Raw genomic sequence first — 22794 nt, forward strand, 5'->3', positions numbered from 1 at the left:
GTTCACATGGCCGATGTCAATCAAAATCCGGCGCGCGGTGAGCCTCGACACCTCTCGACGCCAGCGCTGAACGGCGCCCGACTCGAGCGCTGGTGTCCTCAGCTCCGCGCGCTCCGGTCGAGGAGCGCCTGCCACTGCGCCTTGAGCGCCGGATCGGACTCGAGGCGCTCGTGCCAACTCCTGTGGAGCGCGATCCAGCTCTGTGGGGTCAACCCATAGTGGCTCTGGATCTGCGGGATGTGATTCGGATGGTCGCGCATGTCGGCGCACAGGCTCGCGTACCGCGCGAGGGAGATCCGCTCCACGCGGCGCATCATCTCGTCGTCCTCCGCGCCTGCGTGCGCTTGCGCGGCGGGCTCCGCGGGCGAGGGGCTCGTGGACGGCTCGACGGCGCTTGGCTGAAGGAAGGGCAGGGCCCAGCTCCCCGTCGGGATCTGGGGCGGCTGCGGCGCGATCTCTCCCCTGGCAGGCCGCGGTGGCGCGGGCGATTGGCCCGGACGAGCGAAGGGCAGGGCGTTGTCTGCCGGCGGCGAGGGGGTCGGTCGCGAGAACGGCAGGACGTTATCGGCCGGCGGCGAAGAGGCCGGTCGCGAGAAGGGTAGGGGGTTGCCGGCAGGCGGCGAGGAGGCCGGCCGTGAGAAGGGCAGGGGATCGGTGGCTGGCGGCGAGGAGACCGGTTGAGAGAAGGGCAAGGGGTTGGCGGCCGGCGGCGAGGAGGCCGGGCGAGAGAAGGGCAAGGCGTTGTCGGCCGGAGGCGCAGGGGCCGGGCGAGAGAAGGGCAAGGCATTGTCGGCCGGAGGCGCAGGGGCGGGGCGAGAGAAGGGCAAGGCTCTGTCGGCCGGAGGCGCAGGGGCCGGGCGAGAGAAGGGCAGAGCGGCATCGAGCGGGGGCACAGGGGCCGTGCCGGAGAAGGGCAGAGCGGCATCGAGCGGGGGCACAGGGGCCGTGCCGGAGAAGGGCAAGGCTCTGTCGGCCGCCAGCGCGCCGACCGTGCCGATGGTCGGCGCCTCCATCTCCGGGCTGTCTGCCGGTGACGTCGCTGTACCCTCGACCGCGGGCGCGCCCGACACGTCTTGACGGAACGGCAGCGCATCCCGGCTCGGGAGAGACGTCGTGCCGAGGAGCGTCATGCGGGCTCGCGGTGCCGTGGACGGCCGCTCCAGGCTCGGCATGGGCAGTGACGAAGGCACCGCCGAGAGCAGCGACGGCACGGCCGGCGGCAACGGCGACGGCATGGCCGGCGGCAACGGCGACGGCATGGCCGGCGGCAACGGCGAAGGCTGCACGACTTCGGGCGGCGGCGGGGCGGCGCTCAGCCTGGCCCAGGGAGATCGCGCAGCCCCCTCGTCGCTCACGCCTGCGGCAGGCGGCGGCGTCGTCCCATCCCGAGGCGCCCCCTGGAGCGGGGCGATGCGCGCTGCGGGCGCGACCGGCATCGGCCCTTCCAGCTTCCTGCGCGCGCCCCGCGCCTTCTCCTCGGCGCGGCGCTTCTGCGCGGCGACGAGCTCCAGGTACCGGCGGCTCGATCGCAGCTGCCCGCGCGCGGCCTGCGCGGCGAGCCTGGACATCCAACGCTCCCGCTCCGCCTCCCACGCCGCGGCCGAGAGCCCCGCGTCCGCGAGCACCTCGTCGCGCGGCAGGCCCGCCTCGAGGGCCCCGGCCACGGCGGCGAGCTCCTCGAGCCGGATCGATCGGACCTCCTCGTCGCCCTCCACCATGTCCACGAACATACCCCCTCGTCGCCGTCGGGCGGCGCGCTGCGGCGGCCCGGCCGATGTCGCCCCGCGGCCGTCCCGGTTACCTCATCGCCCGCTGAAACCGCGCCATGAGCGCCTCGTCCTCGAGCATCGCCGCGGTCCATCGCTGCTGCGCGCTCAGGTAGTCCTCGAGCGTCAGGTCCAGGCGGCTCAGCACCGTCGCCATGTCGGTGCCCCGCTTCAACCCGCGCGCGGCCTCGAGGAAGCGCTCGAACGACAGCTCGCTCTTCGCTCGGGCGCGCTGCACCCTCGCGAACGTCTCGGCGTAGGCGACGACGAGCGGCGGCACGCCCACCTCCTCGCCGTCGTCATCGTCCGCCTCGGAGAGCCGCGCCTGCCATGCGTCGTCGAGCGCCTCCCAGCCGGCCTCGTCGAGCCCGTGCGCCGCGAGGAGCGCCGCGCGGTCGGCGCTCGGGTCCGCGAGCTGGGCGGCCAGCGTCGCGTACGCCTCGACGTCGTCGACGTTCTGCGCGCTCTGCGGAGGATCCTTCATCGTCCGGGCAGGCTACCTCAGCGCGCGTCTTGGGGCCTCCTTCGCGCAGGTGTATTCATGGCGCGTGTCCTTCTCATACCTGCCCTTCGTCGCGCCCGGCGGTCAGGAGGGGCAGCCCTCCGCGCCCGCCGGCACGGACGTGCTCGCCCACGACAAGCTCGAGAACGCGCACGCCGCGCTCCGCCGCGCAGCGCTGTCGCTCGAGCACGACGTCGAACCGGTGACCGACCTGACCGGGCCGGCGCGCGCCCTGGAGCGGGCCCTCGGCGCGATCTACGACGCCTTCGACGGCCGCGCCGAACCCCTCGGCGCCGTGCGTGCCGCCCTGGCAGAAACCGACAACGTCGCCGCTCGGATCGAGCAGGCGATCGGGCTCGACGCGGGTTTCGCCGCGGTGGACGAGCTGCTCCGGAGCGCGCGTGGCTGGCTCGAGCAAGCGGCGGCGCGGCTCGCCCTCGTGCCGCCGGCGCCGCCGCTCGACCTGCCGCCGATCCTGGCGAGCCGCGACCGGCCGCGGCTGCACGCGGTCCAGCGGGCGTCGCTCGCGCCGCTCCTCAAGGTCCCGGAGCCGCCCCCGGCCGAGCTCGTCGCGAAGCCCCCGCCGCCGATCCCGCCGCCGCGGACGTTCGAGGAGCTCAAGGCCGCCGTCGAGGCGCTGAAGCAGCAGGCGCCCGCGCCCGGCGCGCTCCCCGCGGCGGCGGAGGTGCGGCCGCCCGCGGCGCGGCCGGACGAGGGAGCTGCGCGCCCCGTGCCGCCGGGCTTCGCGCCCGAGATCGGTGACGCGATCGACGATCTCGCCTTCCTCCGCGCCCGCGCCCGCGAGTGCTTCGAGGAGGTCGCGATGGTCGGCATGCAGCGGGCGCCGCTGCTCGGCGATCCCTTCCGCGGGGCGCTGATCCTCGAGCGGCGCATGCTCGCGGCCATCGACGTGATCGCGGCGATCGGGGCGCCGGCGCTCGAGCACGTGCCGCGGCTCGTGGCCGACGCGCCCGTGAAGGACGCGAGCGTCGCGTTCGCGAGCGCGATGGTGCTCGGCTGCTTCGCCGGCCGCGACGCGCTCGCCGCGGCCGAGCTCGCGCTGCTCCGGAGCGGCAAGGACAGGGCGTTCATCGACGCGCTCGGCGCTGCCCTGAAGCTTGTCCCGCACGAACTCCTGCCGCTCGCGCTCCGCAGCCTGCTCCGCGAGCGCGAGCCGCTGGTCCGCGCGATGGCGATCGACGTCCTCGCCTACCGCGGCTTCGCGACCGAGGACGAGCTCGTCGCGGCGGCGTCGGACGACGAGGCCCCCGTGGCGGCGTGCGCGCTCCACCACCTCGGCTGCACGCCGGGCCCCCGCTTGCCCGAGCTGATCCAGCGGGCGCTCGCGTCGACCGCGGCGCCGGACCCGGCGCTGCGCGAGGCCGCCTGGACGGCCATGGCGCTCTCGGATCACCCGCACGCCCCGCTCGCGCTGCGCGGCGCGCTGGACGAGGCCGACGGCGCGGACGCCGCGGCGCTCCTGCTCGCGCTCGCGGGCGACGACGCCGACGCGCGGCTGCTCGCCTCGCGCACCGCCGAGGCGCCGCGCCGCGGCCTGATCTTCGCCGTGGGGTGGGCCGGCGCGGCCGCCGCGGTGCCGCTGCTCATCGACCTGCTCGAGCGCGACGTGGACGGGGAAGTGAAGCTCGCCGCGGCCTACGCGCTGGAGCGGATCACCGGCGCGGGGATGTGGGAGGAGGTCGCGGTGGAGGACGAGGAGATCTTCGTCGCCGATCCGCCCGAGCCCGACGTGGGCGAGCCTCGCGAGCTCAAGCTCGCGCAGCTGGTCAGCGATCCCAACGACCTGCCCGAGGCGCCGGCGCCGGAGATGGCGGAGCAGCCCACGGTGGACGCCGCGCGCTGGCGGGCCTTCTGGCGCGAGCGCTGCCAGGGTTGGGACATGAGCGCGCGCTACCGCCGCGGGCGCCCCTACACGCCCGACGTCGTGCTCGACGAGCTGGATACGGGGCGGGTCACCCCGGGCGAGCGCCGGCTGCTCCAGCGCGAGCTGATCCTCCGCACCGGGCACTTCGTGCGCTTCGATCCGCACGACTTCGTGGTGGCGCAGGAGGAGGCGATCCAGGCCTGGCGGCCGATCGCGGCGCGCGCCTCCGGCGCCCCGGGCCGCTGGACGCGGCCCCGCCGGCGCGTAGGGTAAACGGCGCGCGGACGTCAGCGAGCCGAGCGCGAAGAGGGGCGCGGCGCCCGGCAGGGGGGATGCATGGAGCGACGCGGACTTCGGACGAGCAGCTGGCGGCGGGTCATCGCGGCCTCGGCGCTCGGCGCCGCGCTGATCGCGCCGCCCTCGGCGCGGGCCCAGTCCAAGGAGGAGCTCGCGGAGGCGCGGGCGCTCTTCCAGGAGGGGGTCGCGCTGAGCGCGGCGAACCACTGCGCCGCGGCGCTCGCGAAGTTCCACGCGGTCGCGAGCGTGCGGCGGACGCCGCAGGTGCTGTTCAACATCGCGGAGTGCGAGGCGCGGCTCGGCAAGCTCGTCTCGGCGCTCGGCAACTACCGCATCGCCGCGGCCGCGGCCGACGGGGACCCCCGGGCGAACGACGTCAGCGCGAACGTCGGCGCGCGGATCGAGGACCTCGAGGCGCGCATCCCGAGGCTCGCGATCCGCCGGGGCGCGGGGGCGCTCACGGCCACGATCCTGCTCGACGGCGCCGCGCTCGGCGCCTCGGAGATCAGCGCCGACATCCCGGTCGATCCAGGGCCCCACGTGGTCTCGGCCTGGGTCGGCGATCGCGAGGCGGCGCGGGAGACCGTCACGCTCGCGGAGCGGGACGCGAAGACCGTGGAGATCGCGATCGCCGAGCCGCCGGCGGCGCCGCGGCCGGCGAGCGCGTCGCCGGGAGGCGCGCCCGTGGACGTGCCGCCGAGGGCCGCGCTGGCGCGCCTGCCGGCGACGCGTCCGTCGAAGGTGCCGGGCCTCGCCGTGCTCGGCGCGGGGATCGCGAGCGGCGCCGTGGGTGGGGTCTTCCTCGGCCTCCGCGCCGGCACGCTGAGCGATCTCGACGCGCTGTGCGGCGGCGACAGGAGCTGCCCTCCTTCCGCCAGGCCCGTCGCCGATCGAGGCCGGCTCTACACGGGCGTCGCCGATGCGGCGATCGGGCTCGGTGTCGTCGGCGTCGCTGCGGGGATCACGCTGCTCGTGATGAGCGGCAGCGCGGCCGCGGCCGAGCCGGACGCGAGCGCCCGCGCAGCCGCTGCCGCGGCCGGGCGGCGCGCCCGCGCGGGCGTCCGCCGCGCGGAGGTCCTGCCGCAGGCGCCTGGCGCCGACCTCGCGGGCCTCAGCGTCGCCGGCAGCTTCTGAGGCCCGGCGCCGTCCGGGCCGGCGGGCGCATCAGGTGCGGCAGCAGAACGTCCGCGGGCTCGCGCCGCGGGCCTCTCCGCTGGGCGTGCCGCCGCTCGGCCGGCACGCGCCGCCGGTGGGCGCGCCGAGCGACGTCACCTTGCGGCCCACGACGGAAGGGTTGTCCTCGAGGTCCACGCAGCTTCCCGCGGGCAGCTCCGTCACCTGCATCGAGCAGGTGTGCAGCTGCGCGTCGGAGTAGAGGGCGACGGTCGCCGGGCACGTCCCGCCCGACGGCGCGCCGCACGCGCAGTCGTCGTCGCAGCCGCGGCTGTCCTCGATGTCGGTGAAGAAGACGCGCCGCTCCGTGTAGGGGCCCGGCGGGCAGGCGGCGTCGCCGTCCCTGGCGATGCAGAGGCCGCCCTCGAACGGCGCGGCCGGCTTCGGCGCGCAGACCTGGCCGAGGTTGCAGCCGCTGCCGAGCGGCTCGGCCGCGGCGCACGCGCGGCCGAGGCGCGTCCACCTCGGGTCCGGCCTCTGCACCTGCGCGGCGCTCGGCGCGCACGCGCCGCCGGAGGCCGCGAGCGGGCTCACGCTGACCGACACGGCGCACGGCGCGCCGGTGGTCGCCGAACACTCCGCGTCGCTGCTCGGGCCGCAGGTCAGCCTGTCGCTGAAGACTCCATCGGGGCCCCTGCACACCTGGGCCGCCCAGCCGGGCGTCGCGAGCGGGAAGAGGCAGTGCGGCTCCGAGCCGCAAGGCGCGTCGGCGACGGTGATCGTGATCGCGTCCACAGGGCCGCAGGCTTGCCCCTCCGCGGGACCGCACGAGCACGCGCAGCTCGCCGGCGGCGCGGACAGGCCGCGGTTTCCGACGAACGGCGGCCCCGCGGCGAACTCGGGTGGGCAGCCCGGGTCCATCGCGGGCTCACCGTCGAACAGCGCGAAGTAGCCGCTCCAGCCCTCCGGCACGGCCGCCGTGCACACGAAGTCGCCGCACGCGGGATCCGCGCAGTCGATCTGGCCGTCGCCGTCGTCGTCGGCGCCGTTCGTGCAGTCCTCCGCCCCGTCCCCGCTGGCGCTGCTGATGGCCCCGGCGCCGCCGGAAGGCTCGGGCTCATCGAAGGTGTACTCGGGGTACAGGCAGGCGGCGGGAGCGGCCAGGGCGCCTGCGGCGCCGAGCCCGATGCAGGCCGTGAGGCGCGCTCCCCGGCCGACGAGAAAAGAGCCCACCGAACCACCTCCGTGCCAGGTGGCCCCGCAGCGCCCGTTCGCGCTGCGTGCCCCCGCCCAGAGGATATCGCGCCGCGCGGCGTGAGCCACGAGCGCCCCGCGAGCGACGTGCGCTGCGCGGCTACTTCTTGGCGGGCGCGGCCGGCTTCGCCGGGGCGGCGGGCGGCGCGCCCTTTGCCGGCGGCGCGCCCTTCGCGGGCGGCGCCTCGCCGGCTTGCCCGCTGTTGTACATCTGGATGGCGCGATCGGTGAGCTCGAGATCGGCGCGGTAGTAGGGCACGGCCGACTTGTCGAGGATGAGGTCGTAACCCTCCTGCGCCGCGAGGCGCCGGAGGAGGCCGAGCACCTTCTGCAGCATCGGCGTCGTGAGCTCGCTCTCCTTGCGCTGCATCTCGCGCTGGGCGTCGAGCGTCGTCGCCTGGAACTCGGCGGCCTGCCGCTGCCAGGTCTCGAACCTGCGCTGGAGGACGTCCTTCGGCGTCTTGCCCGCCTGGGCCTCCTTGTCGAGCTTGTCCCGCTCGTCGTCGAGCGCGCGGCGCTTCGTGTCGAGCTCCACCTGGCGGCTGTCGAACAGCTTCTTGAGCGTCGCCTGCACGCGGAGCCCTTCCTCGGTCTCCAGCATGGCGCGGCGCACGTCGACGACGGCGATCTTCGACTGCGCGGACGCGATCGCGGGCGACAGCAGCGCCGCGCTGCCGAGCGCCGCGGCCGCGAGCAGCGGCAGGACGCGCGCCGTGAGCCACCGGCCCGAGGTCGGGCGGGCTGCCAGCGCAGCACCCTGGCTCGCGCCGGCCGGACGCGCAGGGGTGGAGAACGTGGAACAGCGCGCGACGAGCCGCTCAGGAGCGTTGTTTCGCATCGCGGATGGCCTTAGCTACCCGGCCACCCAACGTCAAGAACGTGGCGCGCCCTTCTCGTGCGCTGCCGCCGCCGCGCCCTCCGGGTGCGCGTCCTTGTTTTGCGCAGGGCTCGCGCTCCGGTGCGCCGCCGGATCGTTGCTGCTCGGCGCCTCGGCGCGCTCCTTCCGTCCCAGGGCGCCGGCGGTCTTCGCGACCTTGCTCCGTGACGGCGCCCCGGCGGCCCGCTGGGCGGACGGGTCCGCCGCGTGCGGCGGCCGCTGCGTCGAGGGCAGCGACCGGCCGAGGCGCTCTCGAGCGAGGGCGATCAGACGCCCGACGTCGTCGTTCCCCCGGAGGAACGCGTCGCGCTGGCGGGGATCCCGCAGGGCCTCGACGCGCGCGGCCAGGGCGGAGAACGCGGCGTCGAGCGCGGCGTTCGCCTCGCGCTCGTCCCCGATCGCGAGGAGGGCCTCGACGAGCGTGACGCGGATCGCGTCGCTCCACTCCTCGATGGGCCCACCCGCGAGGTGGCGCGAGGCCTCGCGCGCCGCGTCGACCGCGGCCCTGAGCTCGCGGCGCGCCAGCTGGACGCGCGCCATCGCGAAGCTCGCCATCGCCTGCAGCGCGGCCGCGTGGTGCGCCGCCTCCTCGCAGAGCCAGCGCGCGACGGCGTGGGCGGTCGCGTGGTCGCCGGGGGCGCCGCGCCAGACGAGGAAGAGCGCCTCGTACAGCCGGCCGGCGAACCTGAGGCGGGAGATCTGGCACGCGTCGGCGATCGCGCTCGCCTGGCGCTCGAGCGCGACGCCCTCCTCGATGTCGCCGAGCCGCGCGTACGACATCCCGAGGTTGTGGAGCGCGAACCCCTCGATCGCCCGGAGCTTCCGGCTCCGCGCGTCGAGCAGCGCGCGATCGAGCAGCGCCTGCGCCTCCTCGAACAGGCCGAGCTGGTTCAGCGCCGAGCCGGTGTTCAGGCGGGCCCTTGCCGCGATGACGGCGTCGCCGGCCCCGTCGGCGTCCGCGACGAGCGGCGCGCCCAGAGAGGCCGCGGCGGCCAGATCGCCGGCGTGCATCAGCGCGGCCAGGTGGGCCTCCCTGGCGAGGAGGAGCGCGTCGGTCGAGCCGCTCCCGCGCGCGGTCTCCATCGCCGCGTGCGCGGCGCGGAGCGCCTCGGCGGGCCGGCCCAGCGCCGCCAGGGCGCGGACGCGCGACGCGAGGAGCTTCGCGCGGATCGACGGCGAGAGCGCCGCCGCGAACTGCGGAGAGAGCGCGGACGCGGCGCGCGCGTCGCCCTCGGCGCCCTGGCCCGCCTCGATCATGCAGGTCACCGCGACGACCTGCGCCTCGCCCCACAGATCCGAGCCGGGCAGCGCGAGGCGCGACGCCTGCTCCGCGGCGTCGAGCGCCTCGCCGAGGCGGCCGAGCAGCTCGAGGATCTCCGCCCGGCGGACCAGGAGCGCGGCGCGCGTGGTCCCCTCGGCCCCGCAGGCGAGCCCGCGCGTCGCGCGCTCGAGCGCCTCGTCGAGCTCCGCGCCGCTCGCCGCCGGGTCCCGCGTCGCGCGCGCGTAGAGCAGCGCCGCCCGCGCCTTGTCGCCGCCCGCCTCGGCGTGGCGCGCGATCAGCCCTGGATCGACGCCCGCGGACTCGAGCCAGGCGGCCGCGGCGAGGTGGAGCGCGGCGCGGTCCTCCTCGAGGATCGACGCGTACGCCGCGTCGCGCACGATCGCCTGCCGGAACGTCCACTGCACCTGCCCCGGGACCCGCGGCTCCAGCTGGCGCGCGATCATCTCGCCCGCCTCCAGCTCGGCGAGCTCCGCGCCCACGGCGCGCTCGAGCAGCGCCGCGACGCCCGCGGTCCAGAAGACCTGGCCGAAGACGGACGCGGCGCGCAGCGCCCCGCGCACCCCGCTCGACATGCGATCGACGCGGGCCTGCACAAGGGCCTGCACGCTGAGCGGCACGCCGTCGCGCCCCTCCGCGGCCGACCGGATGAGCTCCTCCAGGAAGAGCCCGTAGCCGCCGGCGCGCTGGACGATGGCGCCGCGCGTGGCCGGGTCGGCCTGCGGGAGGGCGCTCGCCACGAGCCGATCCGCGGCCTCCGGGGCCAGCGGCGGGAGCGTCACGCGGGTCACGTCGCGGTGCTCCCACAGCGACGGGAACCGGGCGGAGAGCTCGGGCCGCGCGAAGGCGAAGACCCCGAAGCGGAGATCGGCGCAGCCGAGCAGCCAGTCGACGAGCTCGACCGTGGTGCTGTCGGCCCAGTGCATGTCCTCGATGACCAGGATCTGCGGCGTGGTCTCGGACTTCGAGCGGAAGAACGCCTCCACCGCCATCCGCGTGCGCGATTCCATGAGCTGCGGGCTCTCGCGGGCCGCGCGCAGCGGCTCGTTGCCCTCGTCGGGGAAGGGCACGCCGGCGAGCTCCCCGATGAAGCCGGCGAGGAAGCGGAGCGGGCGGGCCAGGCGCATCGCCACGTGGGCGCTCACCTTCTGCACCTGCTCCTCGAGGCGCTCGCACTCGCGGATGCCCATGAGCGCGCGCAGGGCGCGGCCCAGCCCCGTGAGGCCCGCGCCCTGGCTCATCGCGTCGCCGCGGCAGAGCAGGATGATCGGCGCGTGCGGCGCCGTCTCGAGGTGCTGGATCAGCTCGGCGCGGACGCGGCTCTTGCCGATGCCGGCGGGGCCGGTCACGAGCGCCGCGCGCGGCGCGCCGCCCTCGGCGATCTCTTTGAAGATGCCCTGGAGCCTGGCGAGCTCGTGCTCGCGCCCGAAGGGGGCCGTGGGGAGCCCGGCGAGCTTGCGCGCGTCGAAGCCGGCGGCGTCCTCGTGGACGAGCACGCCGCCGCGCGCGTCCTCCTGGACCACGAACCGCCCCTCCAGCGCCGCTGTCGCGTGGGCGTCGATCCGGACCGCGCCGGGCGCCGCGTACTCCAGCTGCTGCGCGGCGCGATCGAGCGCCTCGCCGGCGAGGGTCGCCCTGCCGCGGACGGCGTGCCCGACCGCGACCGAGGCCCGCGCGCCCGGCGTCGATCGGGCCACGGTCAGCGCCGCCCGCGCGGCGCGCGCCGCCTCGTCGCCCCGCGAGCGCTCCACCCCGAGCGCCGCGGCGAGCCTCCCGTCGGGGAGCGGCTCGAACCGCGGGTCGTCGCCGAGGACCTCGCGGAGCGCGGCGTCCACCGCGGGGCGGAGCGGGCCGGCGCCCAGCTCGAAGAGCGCGCAGGCGACCACGCGCCGCTCGCTGTTGGCGAGCCGCACCTGCGGCCGCTCGTCGCCCGGCCCGGCGGGCCTCGGCATCATCTCCTGCGCGGCCGCGCGCCGGACGATCGAGGCGGACCTGTCGGTCGCGGGGGGATCGTTGCTCAGCTCCCCGACCCGCGCGAGCGCGCGCGCCAGCTCGCCGCCGTTCTCGTACCGCTGCTCGCGATCGCGGGCGATGGCGCGCGCGAGCACCTCGTCGAGGGCCTCGGGCACGTCGAAGCGGATCTGCTGCGAGCGCGGGGGGTCCTCGACCACGAGGCGGCTGAGCAGGGCGATCGCGTTCTCGGTCTCGAACACGTTCCTGCCCGTGACCAGGCGGAACAGGACGGCGCCCAGCGAGTACACGTCGGCCCGCGCGTCGACCGCCTCGCCGCGCGCCTGCTCGGGCGCCATGAAATGCGGGGTGCCGATGATCGTGCCGCGCTCGGTGGGGCAGTCGTCCGGGACCGCGAGCTTCACGACGCCGAAGTCGATCAGCTTGATCGCGGTGCCCTTGCCGCGGACGAGGAAGATGTTGGAGAGCTTGAGGTCGCGGTGGACGACGCCGCGGGCGTGGATGGCGGCCATCGCGGCGGCGCTGCGCCGGACGACCTCCACCGAGTCGCGCAGGCCGAGCGGCGCGCGCCGCTGGCGCTGCCCGAGATCCTCGCCGTCCAGCCACTCCATCGCGAAGAAGAGGCGCCCGTCGAGCCAGGTGCCGTGCGCGACGTACTGGACGATGTTGGGGTGCCGCAGATCGGCGAGGATCGAGATCTCGCGCGCGAAGCGGGCGCGCTCCTGGTGCGACGCGGCGGCGCGCAGGACCTTGAGCGCGACCGGGGCGCCGGTGGTCTGATCCGTGCCCTTGAAAATATCACCCATGCCGCCGCTTCGGCTGCGGGCTTCGATCATGAAGCGGTCGGTCGGGTCGGTGAACTCCGGGAGCACCGTCCGGATAGGCTACGCGAACCTCGCGTCTTCATGCCAGCGAGAAGGCGTTTTGCGCGGCGCGCAGCGCCGGCGGGCGACCTGGGCCGAAGCCCGAATCGCGCGCCGTCATCGTGCTGCTCCGCAGCGTAGCGCCGCCACGAGCGGCGCGATCGGGGCACGGCGCTCGAAAATTCCAGCCAGCATCCGCGCCGCCGCGCCGTCCGCACCGTCATCCTGCCCGCGCGGGGCCCTCCGTGCGCTCAGAACCCCGCGAGTAGCCCGGCGCCGAGGGAAGCGCTCGGACGCAGATGTCTCAGCGCGCCGGCGAGCGGGTGGTCGACGAGCCCGAGCGCGGCGAGGACCTCGGCGTGGGTATAGAACGAGAGCGTGTCGTTGAGCGCGAGCTCGATCCCGCCGCGGAGCCCGAGCGCCATGAACAGCAGGGACACGTCGCCGGCGGGGGTGGTCCGATCGCCGACCTGCGCAACGCCCACCTCGACGAGAGCGCATGTGACGAGCAGGTCGACCGTGTGGAGGCACGGAGCGAAGGCGCCGCTCGTGTGCGTGCGCGGGTACGGCGATCGCGCCTTCGTGCTCCCGCCGGGGCTCGGGGCGTACGGACTCGACACCTCGCCGTGTCCGAGCGCGCTCGGCTTCGAGACGACGAACGTGCCCCGGCTCTCCAGCGAGAAGGAGAGGCTCTGTGACCAGCGAACCCTGACGAGAAAGGAGGCGCCGCCGAACAGCCCCTCGGGCACCCCGAGCCCCGCTATCGCGCCCATGCCGACCCGCGCCGAGCTCCACGGCTCGTCGGGCCTGCTCGCGGGCTCCGGGCGCGCCGGCGCGATCTCCGGGCGAGGCGGCGCGTCGGGCGCTCGCTTGTCGCCCGCGAACGGCGTCAGCGTGAAGGAGATCGCGACCGCGACGGTATGGGTGAGCTGCTCGCAGGCGCCGTCTCCGTGCGAGAGGTCGAAGCCTCGGCCGGAGACCCGCCCGTCGGCGTTCCGGTAGGTCGTCGTCGCGACGACGTGGGCGCCGTGAGGCCTGATCGCGACGTCGACCTCCTCGGTCGCGTCCTCGCGGAAAGGGTCGTACCCGACGCGCAGCCGGATCCGCTCGCGCAGCGCGCGCTCTCCGGGGCACGAGGCCGCTTGCGCATCCTCGCTGTAGCGCAGCCGCAGCGCGCGGCGTGCCGGCTCCGCCGCGCGCGATGGCGCGCTGAGCAGCAGAGAGGCGAAGACGATCATGCAGAGAAAGGAGCGTGCCATATCCCCGGTCAGCGGCTCCGCTGGACGAGCCATCCGTGGCCGCCATGAAGCGCTCTCGAGGCAAAGCACGTCAAGAGCTCACGTCGCTTCTCTTGCCGATCCCGGCAGGCGTCAATTGACGTGATAATCGAAGCTCGTGAATGGTAATGGCCGCGAAATCGCGATTGCGCACGAGCGGGATCCGGATCCGTGACGAGCGTGACCACTCGCCCGTACGCACGCAGGCAGCTGACCGGCGCGGAGCATGAGAATCCGTCGGGATTCGTGGCAATGCAGACACGCTGTCTGCAATGGCCTGCGCGCGGCGGGCATGCTCCGCCGGCCGCGCGGACCTCTCGGTCAGCGCCGTGCGCGGTCGATCTCGTTGGAGGGGAGGGGGGAGGGGGCCGGCGAGCGATCAGCCAGCGCTGGCGCCGGCGCTGGCGCCAGCGCGCGAGGCGAGCCGCGCCAGGTCCTTGGGATCGCTGACGCGGACGAGGATGACAGTGATGTTGTCCCGCCCGCCGCCCGCGTTCGCCTTCTCGATGAGCGCCTGCGACGCCTTCTCGGGATCGGGCTCGGCGAGCAGGATGTCGCGGATCGCCTCGTGGGTCGTCATCTTCGACAGGCCGTCGGAGCAGAGGAGGTAGACGTCGCCGGGGTGGGGCCGGGCGATGATCAGATCGACCTTGACTGCGGGGGAGATTCCGATCGCCCGGCTCAGGTGGTTCGCCATCGGCCCGGTGATCCCCGCGGCGCCCATCGTGTGATCGGTGGTGAGCTGCGTGAGCTCGTTGTCGCGCAGGCGATAACAGCGGCTGTCGCCCACGTGGCCGATGTAGAGGCGCTGCTTGTTGGGCGAGAACCGCGCGCTGACGAGGGTCGTGCCCATGCCCGTGAGGCTCCGCTCGGCGTGGGCCCGCTCGTAGATCGCCTGGTTCGCTTGCTGGATCGCGACCGCGAGCTCGCTGCCGCGACGAGGGACGTCGGGGTAGGGGCTCTCCGCGTCGCTGTCCACGAACGACTGATCCTTGAACGCGCGCGCGATCGTGTCGACCGCGAGGCGGCTGGCGACGTCGCCGCCCGCGTGGCCGCCCATGCCGTCCGCCACGGCGAACAGGTAGTGCTCGTCCAGGCAGAGGTAGCAGTCCTCGTTCTTCTTGCGCTTCTGACCGGGGTCCGTCTGGCCGACGGCGCTGATGAGCAGGAGCGGCGACGAGCTGGTCGGCTCGTCGACGGCGGCCTCGTCGTCGTAGATGATGGGGACGGCGGACGGCTCCTCGCGCTCGTGCCCATCGTCATCATCGTCGTCGTCATCGTCGCCGCCGTACGACGGGACGCTCGCGCGCTTGATCGTGTTCTGCAGCACCTCCGGCGGCGCCAGCGTGATCAGCGTGAGGTCGTCGTCATCGTCGTCGAACGCGTCGTCGTCGTCGCGGCGCGATGGGCCGTTCGAACGCTTCCAGTCGGCGCTCGAGACCCGCTCGGTGCGGCCGTGACCTCCTGCGGTCTTCGCGTGGGCGCTCTCGCTCGCGGGCGCGCCGCCCCGCAGCCCTGCTGCGCCTGGCCTGGTCGTTGAATCTTCGAGATCTCCCTCCCCCTCGTCGAGGGCTTGGGCTCCTGGGCCCCCCTGCGTCAGCGTCGTCGCCGCGCGAGGACGGGTCCGGTCGCCGTTGTTCGAGCGAAAATACCAATAGATCAGCCCAAGAAGGGCGATTCCCATGACAAGGGCGGCTGCGAGATCGGCCATGTCCCGGCGACCAACGTAGCAAAGGCGCGCCGCGTCTCCGAGATCAACGTGCAGGGGGACGGACGACGGCGATCGATCTTGGTCGACCTTGACCTGCGGAGCCCACACTGCAGGGGCGCACCTTGGGCACCACCCGGCGCAGGGGAGCGCCACCTCTACCCCGCCGCAGGGCTCGCCACCCCGTGACAGGCGACCGCTGCAGCGCGCCTCGCCACGAAGAGGCTGCGCCTGGCGGGCTGTGCGCGCTCACCCGGGGCAGGCCGTGCGGGCGTGCTGCGCTGCGGCAGGTGCGCGCGAGAAACGAGGGGCTTCGCAGCGGCGTGTGCCGCTCGTTCGCCAGGAGGCCCGCTGCGAGCGCCGCGCCCGGCGCGTGTCCGCCGCAAACGAACCCACCGAGCGGAGCGGGTTGCCAGTGCTCCTGGTGCTGACTAGTCTCCGCGCCCGCATGAAGCTCGCCCGCACACTTCTCCAGACACCTCGCATCGTTGGCGTGGGCCTCGCGGCCTCGATCGTGGGCGTGGGCGGGCTCGGGGGCGTGGGCTGCTTCGTCGAGGGCGAGGGCCTCCCGCCGCCCGTCGAGGGGCTCTATTACCCGACGGGCCTGGCGGTGTCTCTCGGGGGACGGGTCCTCTACGTCGCGAACTCGGACTTCGATCTCCAGTTCAACGGCGGCACGGTCCAGGCGCTGGATCTCCAGCGGCTGCGCAGGCGGGCGCTCACGCTCCAGTCGGCGCTCGCTCCCGGCGGGCCGGACGCCAGCGCCAGCGTGCGCGATGCGTGCAATAAGGTGGGGCTGGCGACAAACGCCGCGTCGTCTCTCTACCCGGGGCCGTGCGGGCCGCTCGACATCTCCGCCCTCGAGGGCGAGGACGAGGTCGTCCGGAGCTCGGCCGTGATCGGCGCGTTCGCGTCCAACCTCCTCCTCGTGCACAGGCCGCTCAGCGGCGAGGGCGCCGACCCCGGCGCGGAGCGGCAGGCGCGCCTGTTCGTGCCCGTGCGCGGCGACCCCTCGGTGACCTTCTTCGACGTCGCCGACGATCGGTCCGACGGCGCCGGCGCGCAGCGCTGCGACGGCGACGCCTGCTTCCAGCTGGACTGCGGCGCGAGCGCGGCGGGCGAGCGCTGCAGCAGAGATCACCGCATCGGGGAGGACCCGGGCCAGGAGCTCATCCGGCGCAAGCTGCCGCTGGAGCCGTTCGGGATCGCCGCCGGCCCGGGCGGGACGAGCATCGTCGTCTCGCACCAGACGGAGAGCGCCGCGAGCGTCATCGTGAACCGCTGGGAAGCGAACGAGAGGCCGCAGCTCGCGCACGTCCTCACGGATCTCGCCTTCGGGCCGACGGAGGTCGCGGCCGTGCCGCGCCCGGGCGTGCTCGGGGCGCTGCAGCAGGGCGGGTGGGCGATCGACGACCAGCCGGCGTTCGCGGTCACGTACCTCGCGGCGCCGGAGCTCGGCCTGCTCCGCTATCAGGACGCCGCTTCGGGCGGCGCGCCGCGCCTGTACGAGTCGACCCCGGCGCCGATCACCGCGCTCGCGAGCGGCACCGACTCCCGCGGGATCGCGTTCGACGCGAGCGAGCGGCAGGCGTGCGAGGACGGCTGCGCAGGCGCGGCCGAGTGCCTCGAGCGGTGCGTGGAGATCCCGATCCCGGTGTACGTGGCGCATCGCGGCCCGAACTCGCTGCTCATCGGCGAGCTGACGACGACGCTGGTCAAGAAGGACTCGGACGTCCCCGCGGCGAAGCGGGCCTCGGTGTTCTACTCGATCGGGTTCCACGACGCCGCCGTGCTCGGGGCCTACCCGTCGCGGATCGAGATCGGTGAGGTGATCGACCTGGAAGGCGTGCCTCGCCGGAGGGTCTTCGCGCTCGCGTTCGACTCTGGGCTCGCGTTCTCCTACGACCCGGAAGCGCGCCGCGTCGACGCCGTCATCAAGACCGGGCGCGGGCCGCAGGCGCTCGCGTTCGACACGGGCTCCACGCGCAGCGACGATGCCGACAAGAAGCGCTGCGAACGCGAGCAGGGCAGCGCCGGCTGCGACCCCTATTCCCTCATGTACATCGCGCATTTCACCGACTCGTACCTCGGCGTTGTCAACCTCGACATGCGCAAGACGAACACGTTCGGAACGATGATCCTCACGGTGGGCACGCCCGTCCCGCCCCGGGAGTCCCAATGAAGCCGCGCCTCGCGCTCGTCGCCTCCACCTCCGCCCTGGCGCTCGCCGGGTGCGCCGCGGAGGCCACGCCGGTCCCTGTCGAGGCCCTGGCGCAGTCCGGCCGCAGCGCCTTCGTCTGCCTCGCCATCGACCGGCCGGATCCGAACAAGCCGGGCGTGATGCGCTCGCTGCCGATCACGGACTGCTCGTACGGCACCGTCGAGTCGTCCACCGACTACGAGGTCGACGCCAAGGACGGGGGCAGGGCCACGCTCCCGCACCTCTACGGCCTCGTCACGCAGACCGCGCACGGCGAGGTCGCGGTCGTCGACCTGACGACCGAGTCCTCGCTGATCGTCGATCGGGACACGGGCACGCCCGCCCCGAGCTTCCTCCCGGTCGGCGCGCAGCCGGTCGACATCGTCGCGACGCCGGGGGGGACCGCGTCGTTCGTCGCCGTCGCCGAGCCGGGGCGCGCGGGGATCTACGCGCTCCCGTCGGCGAAGGTGCTGCCGCGCGAGGGCTGCCCGGTCCCGTCGCTCAGCTCCTGGCCGGCCTGCTCGCTCCCCTCGGCGCCGGGCGAGATGCTGCTCGTCGCCGACCCGCCGGACCCGGACGCGGACCCGGAGAGCAGCGCCAAGCTGCGGAGCTCGTGCAACGACGACGGGTACGACGTCGAGCCAACCCCGCCTGGCGACCCCCCCGGCGCGTTCGTGGACGACGTCTGCTCCACGTCGAACGGGAGCCTCGCCATGGAGGGCGGCGGCCGGCAGAAGCTCCTCGTGACCCTGCCGGATCTCGGCGGCTTCGTCGTGATCGACGCGCAGAAGCTGCTCGAGGACACGGCGTACCAGGACGGAGGCTTCGCGGCGTGTGATGTGGAGCGGTGGGTCCCTCTCCAGGTCTCGCTCCCGCCGGCAGCGCCGCCCGACGAGCCGCCGCCCGGCGACGTGCCGCCCGACGACGTGTCGTGCGCTCAGCCGGCGGTCGCGGCCAGCCCGGAGCAGGCCTTCGACAAGGCCCGGCCCGCGGGGCTCGCGCTCTCCGGCGACCGGCTGTTCATCGCCGATCTCGACGCGCCTGTGATCCACGTCGTCGACCTCCCGACGCCCTGCGAGCCGCGCGAGCAGCCCCCGCTGCTTCCCGCGTCGACGCTCGAGCCCGGGCGCGTCGTCACGACGAGGCGCCTCGCGGTGAGCCAGGCGTCGCCCCCCGAGTTCAACCGCTACCTCTACGCGGTCGACGCCGGCGACGGCAGCGTGATGGTCTTCGACATCAGCGACGACGTCAGCGAAGACGCGTCCAGCCGATCGCCGCTCTCTCGCGAGAACCCGGACTGGAACCCGTTCCAGCCGCCCGACCGCATCCGCCTGCCGGCGCCTGTCCGCGATCTCGCGATCGTGCAGCGCGAGGTCCCGAGGAGCCTCCCGGCGACGGGCGTGGTGCCGAGGGGGATCCGGTGCAGCCCCCTCCCGGAGCTCAGGGCGTGCGACAGCAGCGTCACGTCGTGCGACCTCGAGACGCTGTACCGCACGTCGAGCGATCGCGACTCCGGCGCCGGCCCGCTGAAGCTCCGGGGCACGTTCGCGTACATGGCGCTCACGAACGGGCAGGTCGCGATCGTCGACATCGACGACCTCGACGCGGCCTGCCGCGGACCCGAGCGCCAGAGCGTCCGCGCGGGTTGCGACGCGGACGCTTCGCCGAGCAGCCCGCTGCTCGAGACGAGCGGCGAGGCGTCCTGCAACGTCGTCCTCCCGCACGCTGTCCGCTCGGAGACCTACATCGTGGCGAGCGACGGCTCCGGCCAGATCGAGCCCGGCGTGCAGGGCCTGCCGATCCTCTACGATCGCAGCGGCGCGGTCGTGCCGCTCTCCGGGGAGAGCCCGAAGATGCGCGCCACGTTCCCGTCCGAGGGGGCCGCGCCTGACCTCGCGCTCGCGGTGGGGGTGCAGCGCGAGGTGATCGCGTCGAGCGACAGCGCTGAAAGCGAGCTCGACGAGCGGGGGCTCGTGCTGAGGTCCGGCGGGCCGCAGCACGCGCTGACGATGAACCTCGAGGACCCGCGGGTGCACATCGCCAACGAGACGTGGGCCGTGACGTACGAGGGGGTGCTCACGTCGATCACCCGGGCCTCCGTCGCCTTCGACGAGGACCTCGACCTGAGGGGGACCGACGCCCGCTTTTGCCGCCGCGGCGTGCAGAGCCTGACCAGCGTGAAGGCGCAGCTGAAGGCCGCGGGCGTCCCGGAGGGCGAGGCCGAGACCCGCGCCGAGCAGCTCGCAGACTTCGCGCAGATCACGTCCGAGCTCCCGGACGAAGACGCCACCTACTGGAAGAGCGTCGACTCGGCCGTCTGCTCGTTCGACACCTGCAACGCGAAGTACGGCAGCGTCATCACGTCGCGCCCGGCGCTCCGCATCGTCGAGGCCTACGAGGACCACCTCGAGCTCGAGCGGACGGACGAGGTCGGGTTCGCGGCGTGCTGCTTCGCCGGCTCGGTGCAGCTCGACATCCGCGCCGGGGGCCAGTGGGTCGTCCGGAGCAACGGCGCCGGCTTCCTGCACCACGTGATCGCCGATCCTGCGGGCGGCTACTGCCGCAACTCGTGCGACACGCGCCTCTCGCGGTTCAACGGGCGCGTCGCCCATACGCCGCGCGACGGGCGCGTCACCGACGGTGACGTGGGTGCGTTCCTCAACCCGATGTTCCGGTTCGCGGTCACGGGCGGCGTGCCCGAGCAGGACATGCAGTTCCGCTTCACCACCCAGGGGGCGTTCACGCCGCTCGCCCTGGACCTCGCGGACATCAGCGACACATCGGAGCTCCAGCCGCAGTCCATCCAGCTCGTTCCGGCCACGGGCCAGCTCGCCGTCACCGACGGCTCGGTCCAGGGCCTGTTCCTGCTGAGCTCACGCGACGTCGCCGTGACGCGCCGGTACCGCTGAGCCACCTGCCGGCCCCGCGGCATTGCGGCTTCGGCGCCGATATTTCCACGAAAACAGCGGAACAAACGCGCGAATCACGCGTAGACCTCACCGGCGGTCGAGACTAAGACGCCGGCGATGCAGCCGTCCGAGCAGCCTGCGGCCAGGAAGAAGCTGACCCCGGTGATGCGCCAGTACGAGGATGCGAAGGCGCTCCACCCCGACGCCATCCTCTTCTTCCGGATGGGCGACTTCTACGAGATGTTCAACGACGACGCGGTCCTCGTGTCGCGCGCGCTGAACCTGACGCTCACGAGCCGCAACAAGGGCGAGCCCGACGAATCCCCGATGGCCGGCGTCCCGCACCACGCGGCGCACGGGTACATCGCGCGGCTGCTGGCGCTCGGCCACAAGGTGGCGATCTGCGAGCAGTGCGGGGATCCGTCCAAGATCAAGGGGCTCGTGCCGCGGCAGGTCGTGCGCGTCGTCACGCCGGGGCTCGTCACCGAGACCGATCAGCTCGACGCGCGCGCCAACCATTACCTGGCGGCGGTCGACGGCGGCGGCGTGCCCCGCGGCGACGCCCTTGGAGCGGGGGGCTCCTACGGCCTCTCGCTGCTGGATCTCTCCACCGGCGAGCTCTCGGCCACCTCGGTCCCGGACGCCGCGACGCTGCTCGCGGAGCTCGCCCGGGCGGATCCGCGCGAGGCGCTCATCGCCCGGGACCTCCCGGACGTCCGCGCGGCGGCCGCCTCGCTCGCCTGCCGCGCGGCGCTGCGCGACGACGAGGAGCTCGACAGCGCGCAGGTCGCGTCGATCCTCGACGACGCCGCGATCGAGCCGATCTCGGCGGCGGCGCTGGCCGAGCACCCGCTCCCGGCGGTGCGCGCCGCGGCCCGGGCGCTGCGCTTCGCGCGCCGCTGCAGCCCCGGCGCGCGCATCCCGGTGCGCCGCATCGCCCCGCACGACACCTCGGGCACGCTGCGCATCGACGAGACGGCCCAGGCGCACCTGGAGCTCGTGCGCGCCGCGGACGGCGGCCGCCGCGGCACCCTGCTCGACGTCATCGACTGCACGGTCACCCCGGGCGGCGCCCGGCTCCTGCGCCGCCGCCTGCTCTCGCCGCTCGCGGACCTGGCCGGCATCCGCCGGCGCCTCGACGAGGTGGAGCTCTTCGTCTCGCACCCGCGCGCCCGCGGCGAGCTGCGGCAAGCGCTCGGCGGCGTCGGCGACCTCGAGCGCCTCAGCGTCCGCGCGCTCCTCGGCGAGGCCACGCCGCGCGACCTCGGCCTCCTGCGCGACGGCCTCACGGCGGCCCCGGCGGCGATCGCCGCTGTCCGGTCGATCCCCGACCTCGGCAAGGCGGCGGCGCGGAGCGACGACGGCGCCGCTGCGCGGGGCAAGGAAGGCGCAGCTGCGCGGGGCAAGGACGCTGCAGCGGCCGGATCGGGCTCCGAGCCGCTCCTCGCCGAGGCGGCGTCGCTGGATGTCGTCGCCGACGTGTGCGCCGAGCTCACCGCCGCGCTGATCGAGCGGCCGCCCCCGAACACGCGCGAGGGCGGCATCTTCCGCGAGGGGTACGACAAGGAGCTCGACGACGCGCGCGGCGTGGAGAAGAACGCGACGGAGCTCATCCTCGCGCTCGAGGCGAAGCTGCGCACGCAGACGGGCGCGCCCTCGCTCCGGGTCAAGTACACGCGCGTCTTCGGCTGGTACATCGAGGTGACGCGCGCGCACATCGCCAAGGTCCCGGCGACCTTCCGCCGCAAGCAGACCGTCGCGACCGGCGAGCGCTACACGAGCGACGAGCTCGACGAGCTCGCCGACAAGATCGAGCACGCCGGGGCGCGCGCGCTGGAGCGGGAGACAGCACTCTTCGACCGGCTGCGGGCCCTCGTCGCGAAGAGCGAGGGCCGCCTCCGCGCGCTCGCGCGCAAGCTCGCGGCGTGGGACGTCGCCGCCGCCCTCGCCGACGTCGCCCACCGCAACGACTACGTGAGGCCGCACGTCACGACGGGCGAGGCGCTCGCGATCCGCGACGGCCGCCACCCGGTGGTCGAGCGCTACGCGGCCGCGGGGCACTTCGTGCCGAACGACACGCGCCTCGATCTCTCGGGGGAGCGGCTCTGGCTGATCACGGGCCCCAACATGGCGGGCAAATCGACGCTCATGCGCCAGGTGGCGCTCATCGTGGTCCTCGCGCAGATGGGCAGCTACGTCCCGGCGCGCGAGGCGGAGATCGGCCTCGTCGACCGGATCCTCTCGCGGGTGGGCGCGAGCGACAACGTCGCGCGCGGCGAGAGCACGTTCATGGTGGAGATGCGGGAGACCGCCGAGATCCTCCGCGACGCGACGCGGAGATCGCTCGTGATCCTCGACGAGATCGGCCGCGGCACGAGCACGTACGACGGCCTCGCGATCGCGTGGGCCGTGGCGGAGCACCTGTTCGACGCGATCGGCTGCCGCGCCCTGTTCGCGACGCACTACCACGAGCTCACGGAGCTCTCGGCGCGCGCGCCGGGCATCGCGAACTACTCCGTCGCCGCGCGCGAGCACGGCGACGACGTGATCTTCCTCCACAAGCTCGAGGCGGGCCCCGCGAGCCGCAGCTACGGCGTGGCGGTCGCGCGGCTCGCGGGGGTCCCCGAGGGGGTGCTCGCGCGCGCCCGCGCGATCCTCGCGACGCTGGAGTCGGGCGCCGCGCTGCCGGGCGGCAAGCACGCCTCCCTCCGCGGCCGCACGCGCGGCGGCGCCGCGCAGCTCGACCTGTTCGTCCCCGCGCAGGCCGCGGTGCCGCCGGAGCAGTCGGCCGTCATCGAGACGCTGCGCGCCGTGGACATCGATCGGCTCGCGCCGCTCGACGCGCTGCGGCTCGTGGCCAAGCTGAAGGGGCTCCTCGGCGGCGGCGGCTGAC

The 22794-nt window shown here is 74.5% G+C and carries 12 protein-coding genes; 5 read left to right on the forward strand and 7 right to left on the reverse strand.

Annotated elements, in window-relative coordinates; all coding sequences use genetic code 11:
* Nucleotides 1-98: 98 nt before the first annotated feature.
* A complete protein-coding gene (locus tag WMF11_RS17385; protein ID WP_437978227.1) occupies nucleotides 99-1730 on the reverse strand; it encodes a hypothetical protein in 1632 nt (543 codons plus the stop codon).
* Nucleotides 1731-1797: 67 nt separating this feature from the next.
* Nucleotides 1798-2250, reverse strand: a complete 453-nt coding sequence (locus WMF11_RS17390; RefSeq protein WP_437553003.1) for a hypothetical protein — start codon at nucleotides 2248-2250, stop codon at nucleotides 1798-1800.
* Nucleotides 2251-2314: 64 nt separating this feature from the next.
* Between WMF11_RS17390 and WMF11_RS17395 the strand changes: the two genes are divergently transcribed.
* Together WMF11_RS17395 and WMF11_RS17400 are read left to right on the forward strand one after the other, a co-directional pair.
* A complete protein-coding gene (locus tag WMF11_RS17395) occupies nucleotides 2315-4426 on the forward strand; it encodes a hypothetical protein (protein ID WP_437978228.1) in 2112 nt (703 codons plus the stop codon).
* Nucleotides 4427-4489: 63 nt separating this feature from the next.
* Complete coding sequence (locus tag WMF11_RS17400; RefSeq protein ID WP_437978229.1) at nucleotides 4490-5584, forward strand: hypothetical protein; 1095 nt, start codon at nucleotides 4490-4492, stop codon at nucleotides 5582-5584.
* A gap of 30 nt (nucleotides 5585-5614) precedes the next feature.
* Here WMF11_RS17400 and WMF11_RS17405 read toward each other — a convergent pair whose 3' ends face one another.
* From WMF11_RS17405 to WMF11_RS17425, 5 genes are all read right to left on the reverse strand, one after another.
* Nucleotides 5615-6796 carry a hypothetical protein gene (locus tag WMF11_RS17405; RefSeq protein ID WP_437909505.1) on the reverse strand — a complete coding sequence of 394 codons (1182 nt, stop codon included), beginning with the start codon at nucleotides 6794-6796 and terminating at the stop codon, nucleotides 5615-5617.
* A 121-nt stretch (nucleotides 6797-6917) separates the two neighbouring features.
* Entirely contained in the window at nucleotides 6918-7655 is a 738-nt protein-coding gene (locus tag WMF11_RS17410; RefSeq protein ID WP_437909506.1) for an OmpH family outer membrane protein, read from the reverse strand.
* A 33-nt stretch (nucleotides 7656-7688) separates the two neighbouring features.
* Nucleotides 7689-11750: a serine/threonine-protein kinase gene (locus WMF11_RS17415; RefSeq protein ID WP_437978230.1), complete on the reverse strand. Its 4062-nt coding sequence runs from the start codon at nucleotides 11748-11750 to the stop codon at nucleotides 7689-7691.
* 308 nt (nucleotides 11751-12058) lie between these two features.
* Nucleotides 12059-13066 (reverse strand): hypothetical protein, encoded by a 1008-nt coding sequence (locus WMF11_RS17420; protein ID WP_437978231.1) that lies wholly within the window; start codon nucleotides 13064-13066, stop codon nucleotides 12059-12061.
* A gap of 397 nt (nucleotides 13067-13463) precedes the next feature.
* Complete coding sequence (locus WMF11_RS17425) at nucleotides 13464-14768, reverse strand: PP2C family protein-serine/threonine phosphatase (RefSeq protein ID WP_437978232.1); 1305 nt, start codon at nucleotides 14766-14768, stop codon at nucleotides 13464-13466.
* Between the two features lie 472 nt (nucleotides 14769-15240).
* Between WMF11_RS17425 and WMF11_RS17430 the strand changes: the two genes are divergently transcribed.
* The 3 genes from WMF11_RS17430 to mutS all read left to right on the forward strand — a co-directional run bounded on the left by WMF11_RS17430 (nucleotide 15241) and on the right by mutS (nucleotide 22793).
* Complete coding sequence (locus WMF11_RS17430; protein WP_437978233.1) at nucleotides 15241-16974, forward strand: hypothetical protein; 1734 nt, start codon at nucleotides 15241-15243, stop codon at nucleotides 16972-16974.
* Nucleotides 16971-19901: a hypothetical protein gene (locus WMF11_RS17435; protein ID WP_437978234.1), complete on the forward strand. Its 2931-nt coding sequence runs from the start codon at nucleotides 16971-16973 to the stop codon at nucleotides 19899-19901. The genes WMF11_RS17430 and WMF11_RS17435 overlap by 4 nt, the downstream gene beginning before the upstream one ends.
* A gap of 117 nt (nucleotides 19902-20018) precedes the next feature.
* A complete protein-coding gene (gene mutS / locus WMF11_RS17440) occupies nucleotides 20019-22793 on the forward strand; it encodes a DNA mismatch repair protein MutS (protein ID WP_437978235.1) in 2775 nt (924 codons plus the stop codon).
* Nucleotide 22794: the final 1 nt, after the last annotated feature.

The sequence above is a fragment of the Sorangium sp. So ce295 genome, assembly GCF_051527405.1.
Taxonomy (GTDB): Bacteria; Myxococcota_A; Polyangia; order Polyangiales; family Polyangiaceae; genus Sorangium; species Sorangium cellulosum_B.

Bases quoted from the DNA above. Each gene is read 5' to 3' on its own strand.
- WMF11_RS17425 (WP_437978232.1), bottom strand. From the start codon at position 14,768: ATGGGAATCGCCCTTCTTGGGCTGATCTATTGGTATTTTCGCTCGAAC.
- WMF11_RS17435 (WP_437978234.1), top strand. From the start codon at position 16,971: ATGAAGCCGCGCCTCGCGCTCGTCGCCTCCACCTCCGCCCTGGCGCTC.
- WMF11_RS17410 (WP_437909506.1), bottom strand. From the start codon at position 7,655: ATGCGAAACAACGCTCCTGAGCGGCTCGTCGCGCGCTGTTCCACGTTC.
- mutS (WP_437978235.1), top strand. From the start codon at position 20,019: ATGCAGCCGTCCGAGCAGCCTGCGGCCAGGAAGAAGCTGACCCCGGTG.
- WMF11_RS17415 (WP_437978230.1), bottom strand. From the start codon at position 11,750: ATGGGTGATATTTTCAAGGGCACGGATCAGACCACCGGCGCCCCGGTC.
- WMF11_RS17400 (WP_437978229.1), top strand. From the start codon at position 4,490: ATGGAGCGACGCGGACTTCGGACGAGCAGCTGGCGGCGGGTCATCGCG.
- WMF11_RS17430 (WP_437978233.1), top strand. From the start codon at position 15,241: ATGAAGCTCGCCCGCACACTTCTCCAGACACCTCGCATCGTTGGCGTG.
- WMF11_RS17390 (WP_437553003.1), bottom strand. From the start codon at position 2,250: ATGAAGGATCCTCCGCAGAGCGCGCAGAACGTCGACGACGTCGAGGCG.
- WMF11_RS17385 (WP_437978227.1), bottom strand. From the start codon at position 1,730: ATGTTCGTGGACATGGTGGAGGGCGACGAGGAGGTCCGATCGATCCGG.
- WMF11_RS17420 (WP_437978231.1), bottom strand. From the start codon at position 13,066: ATGGCACGCTCCTTTCTCTGCATGATCGTCTTCGCCTCTCTGCTGCTC.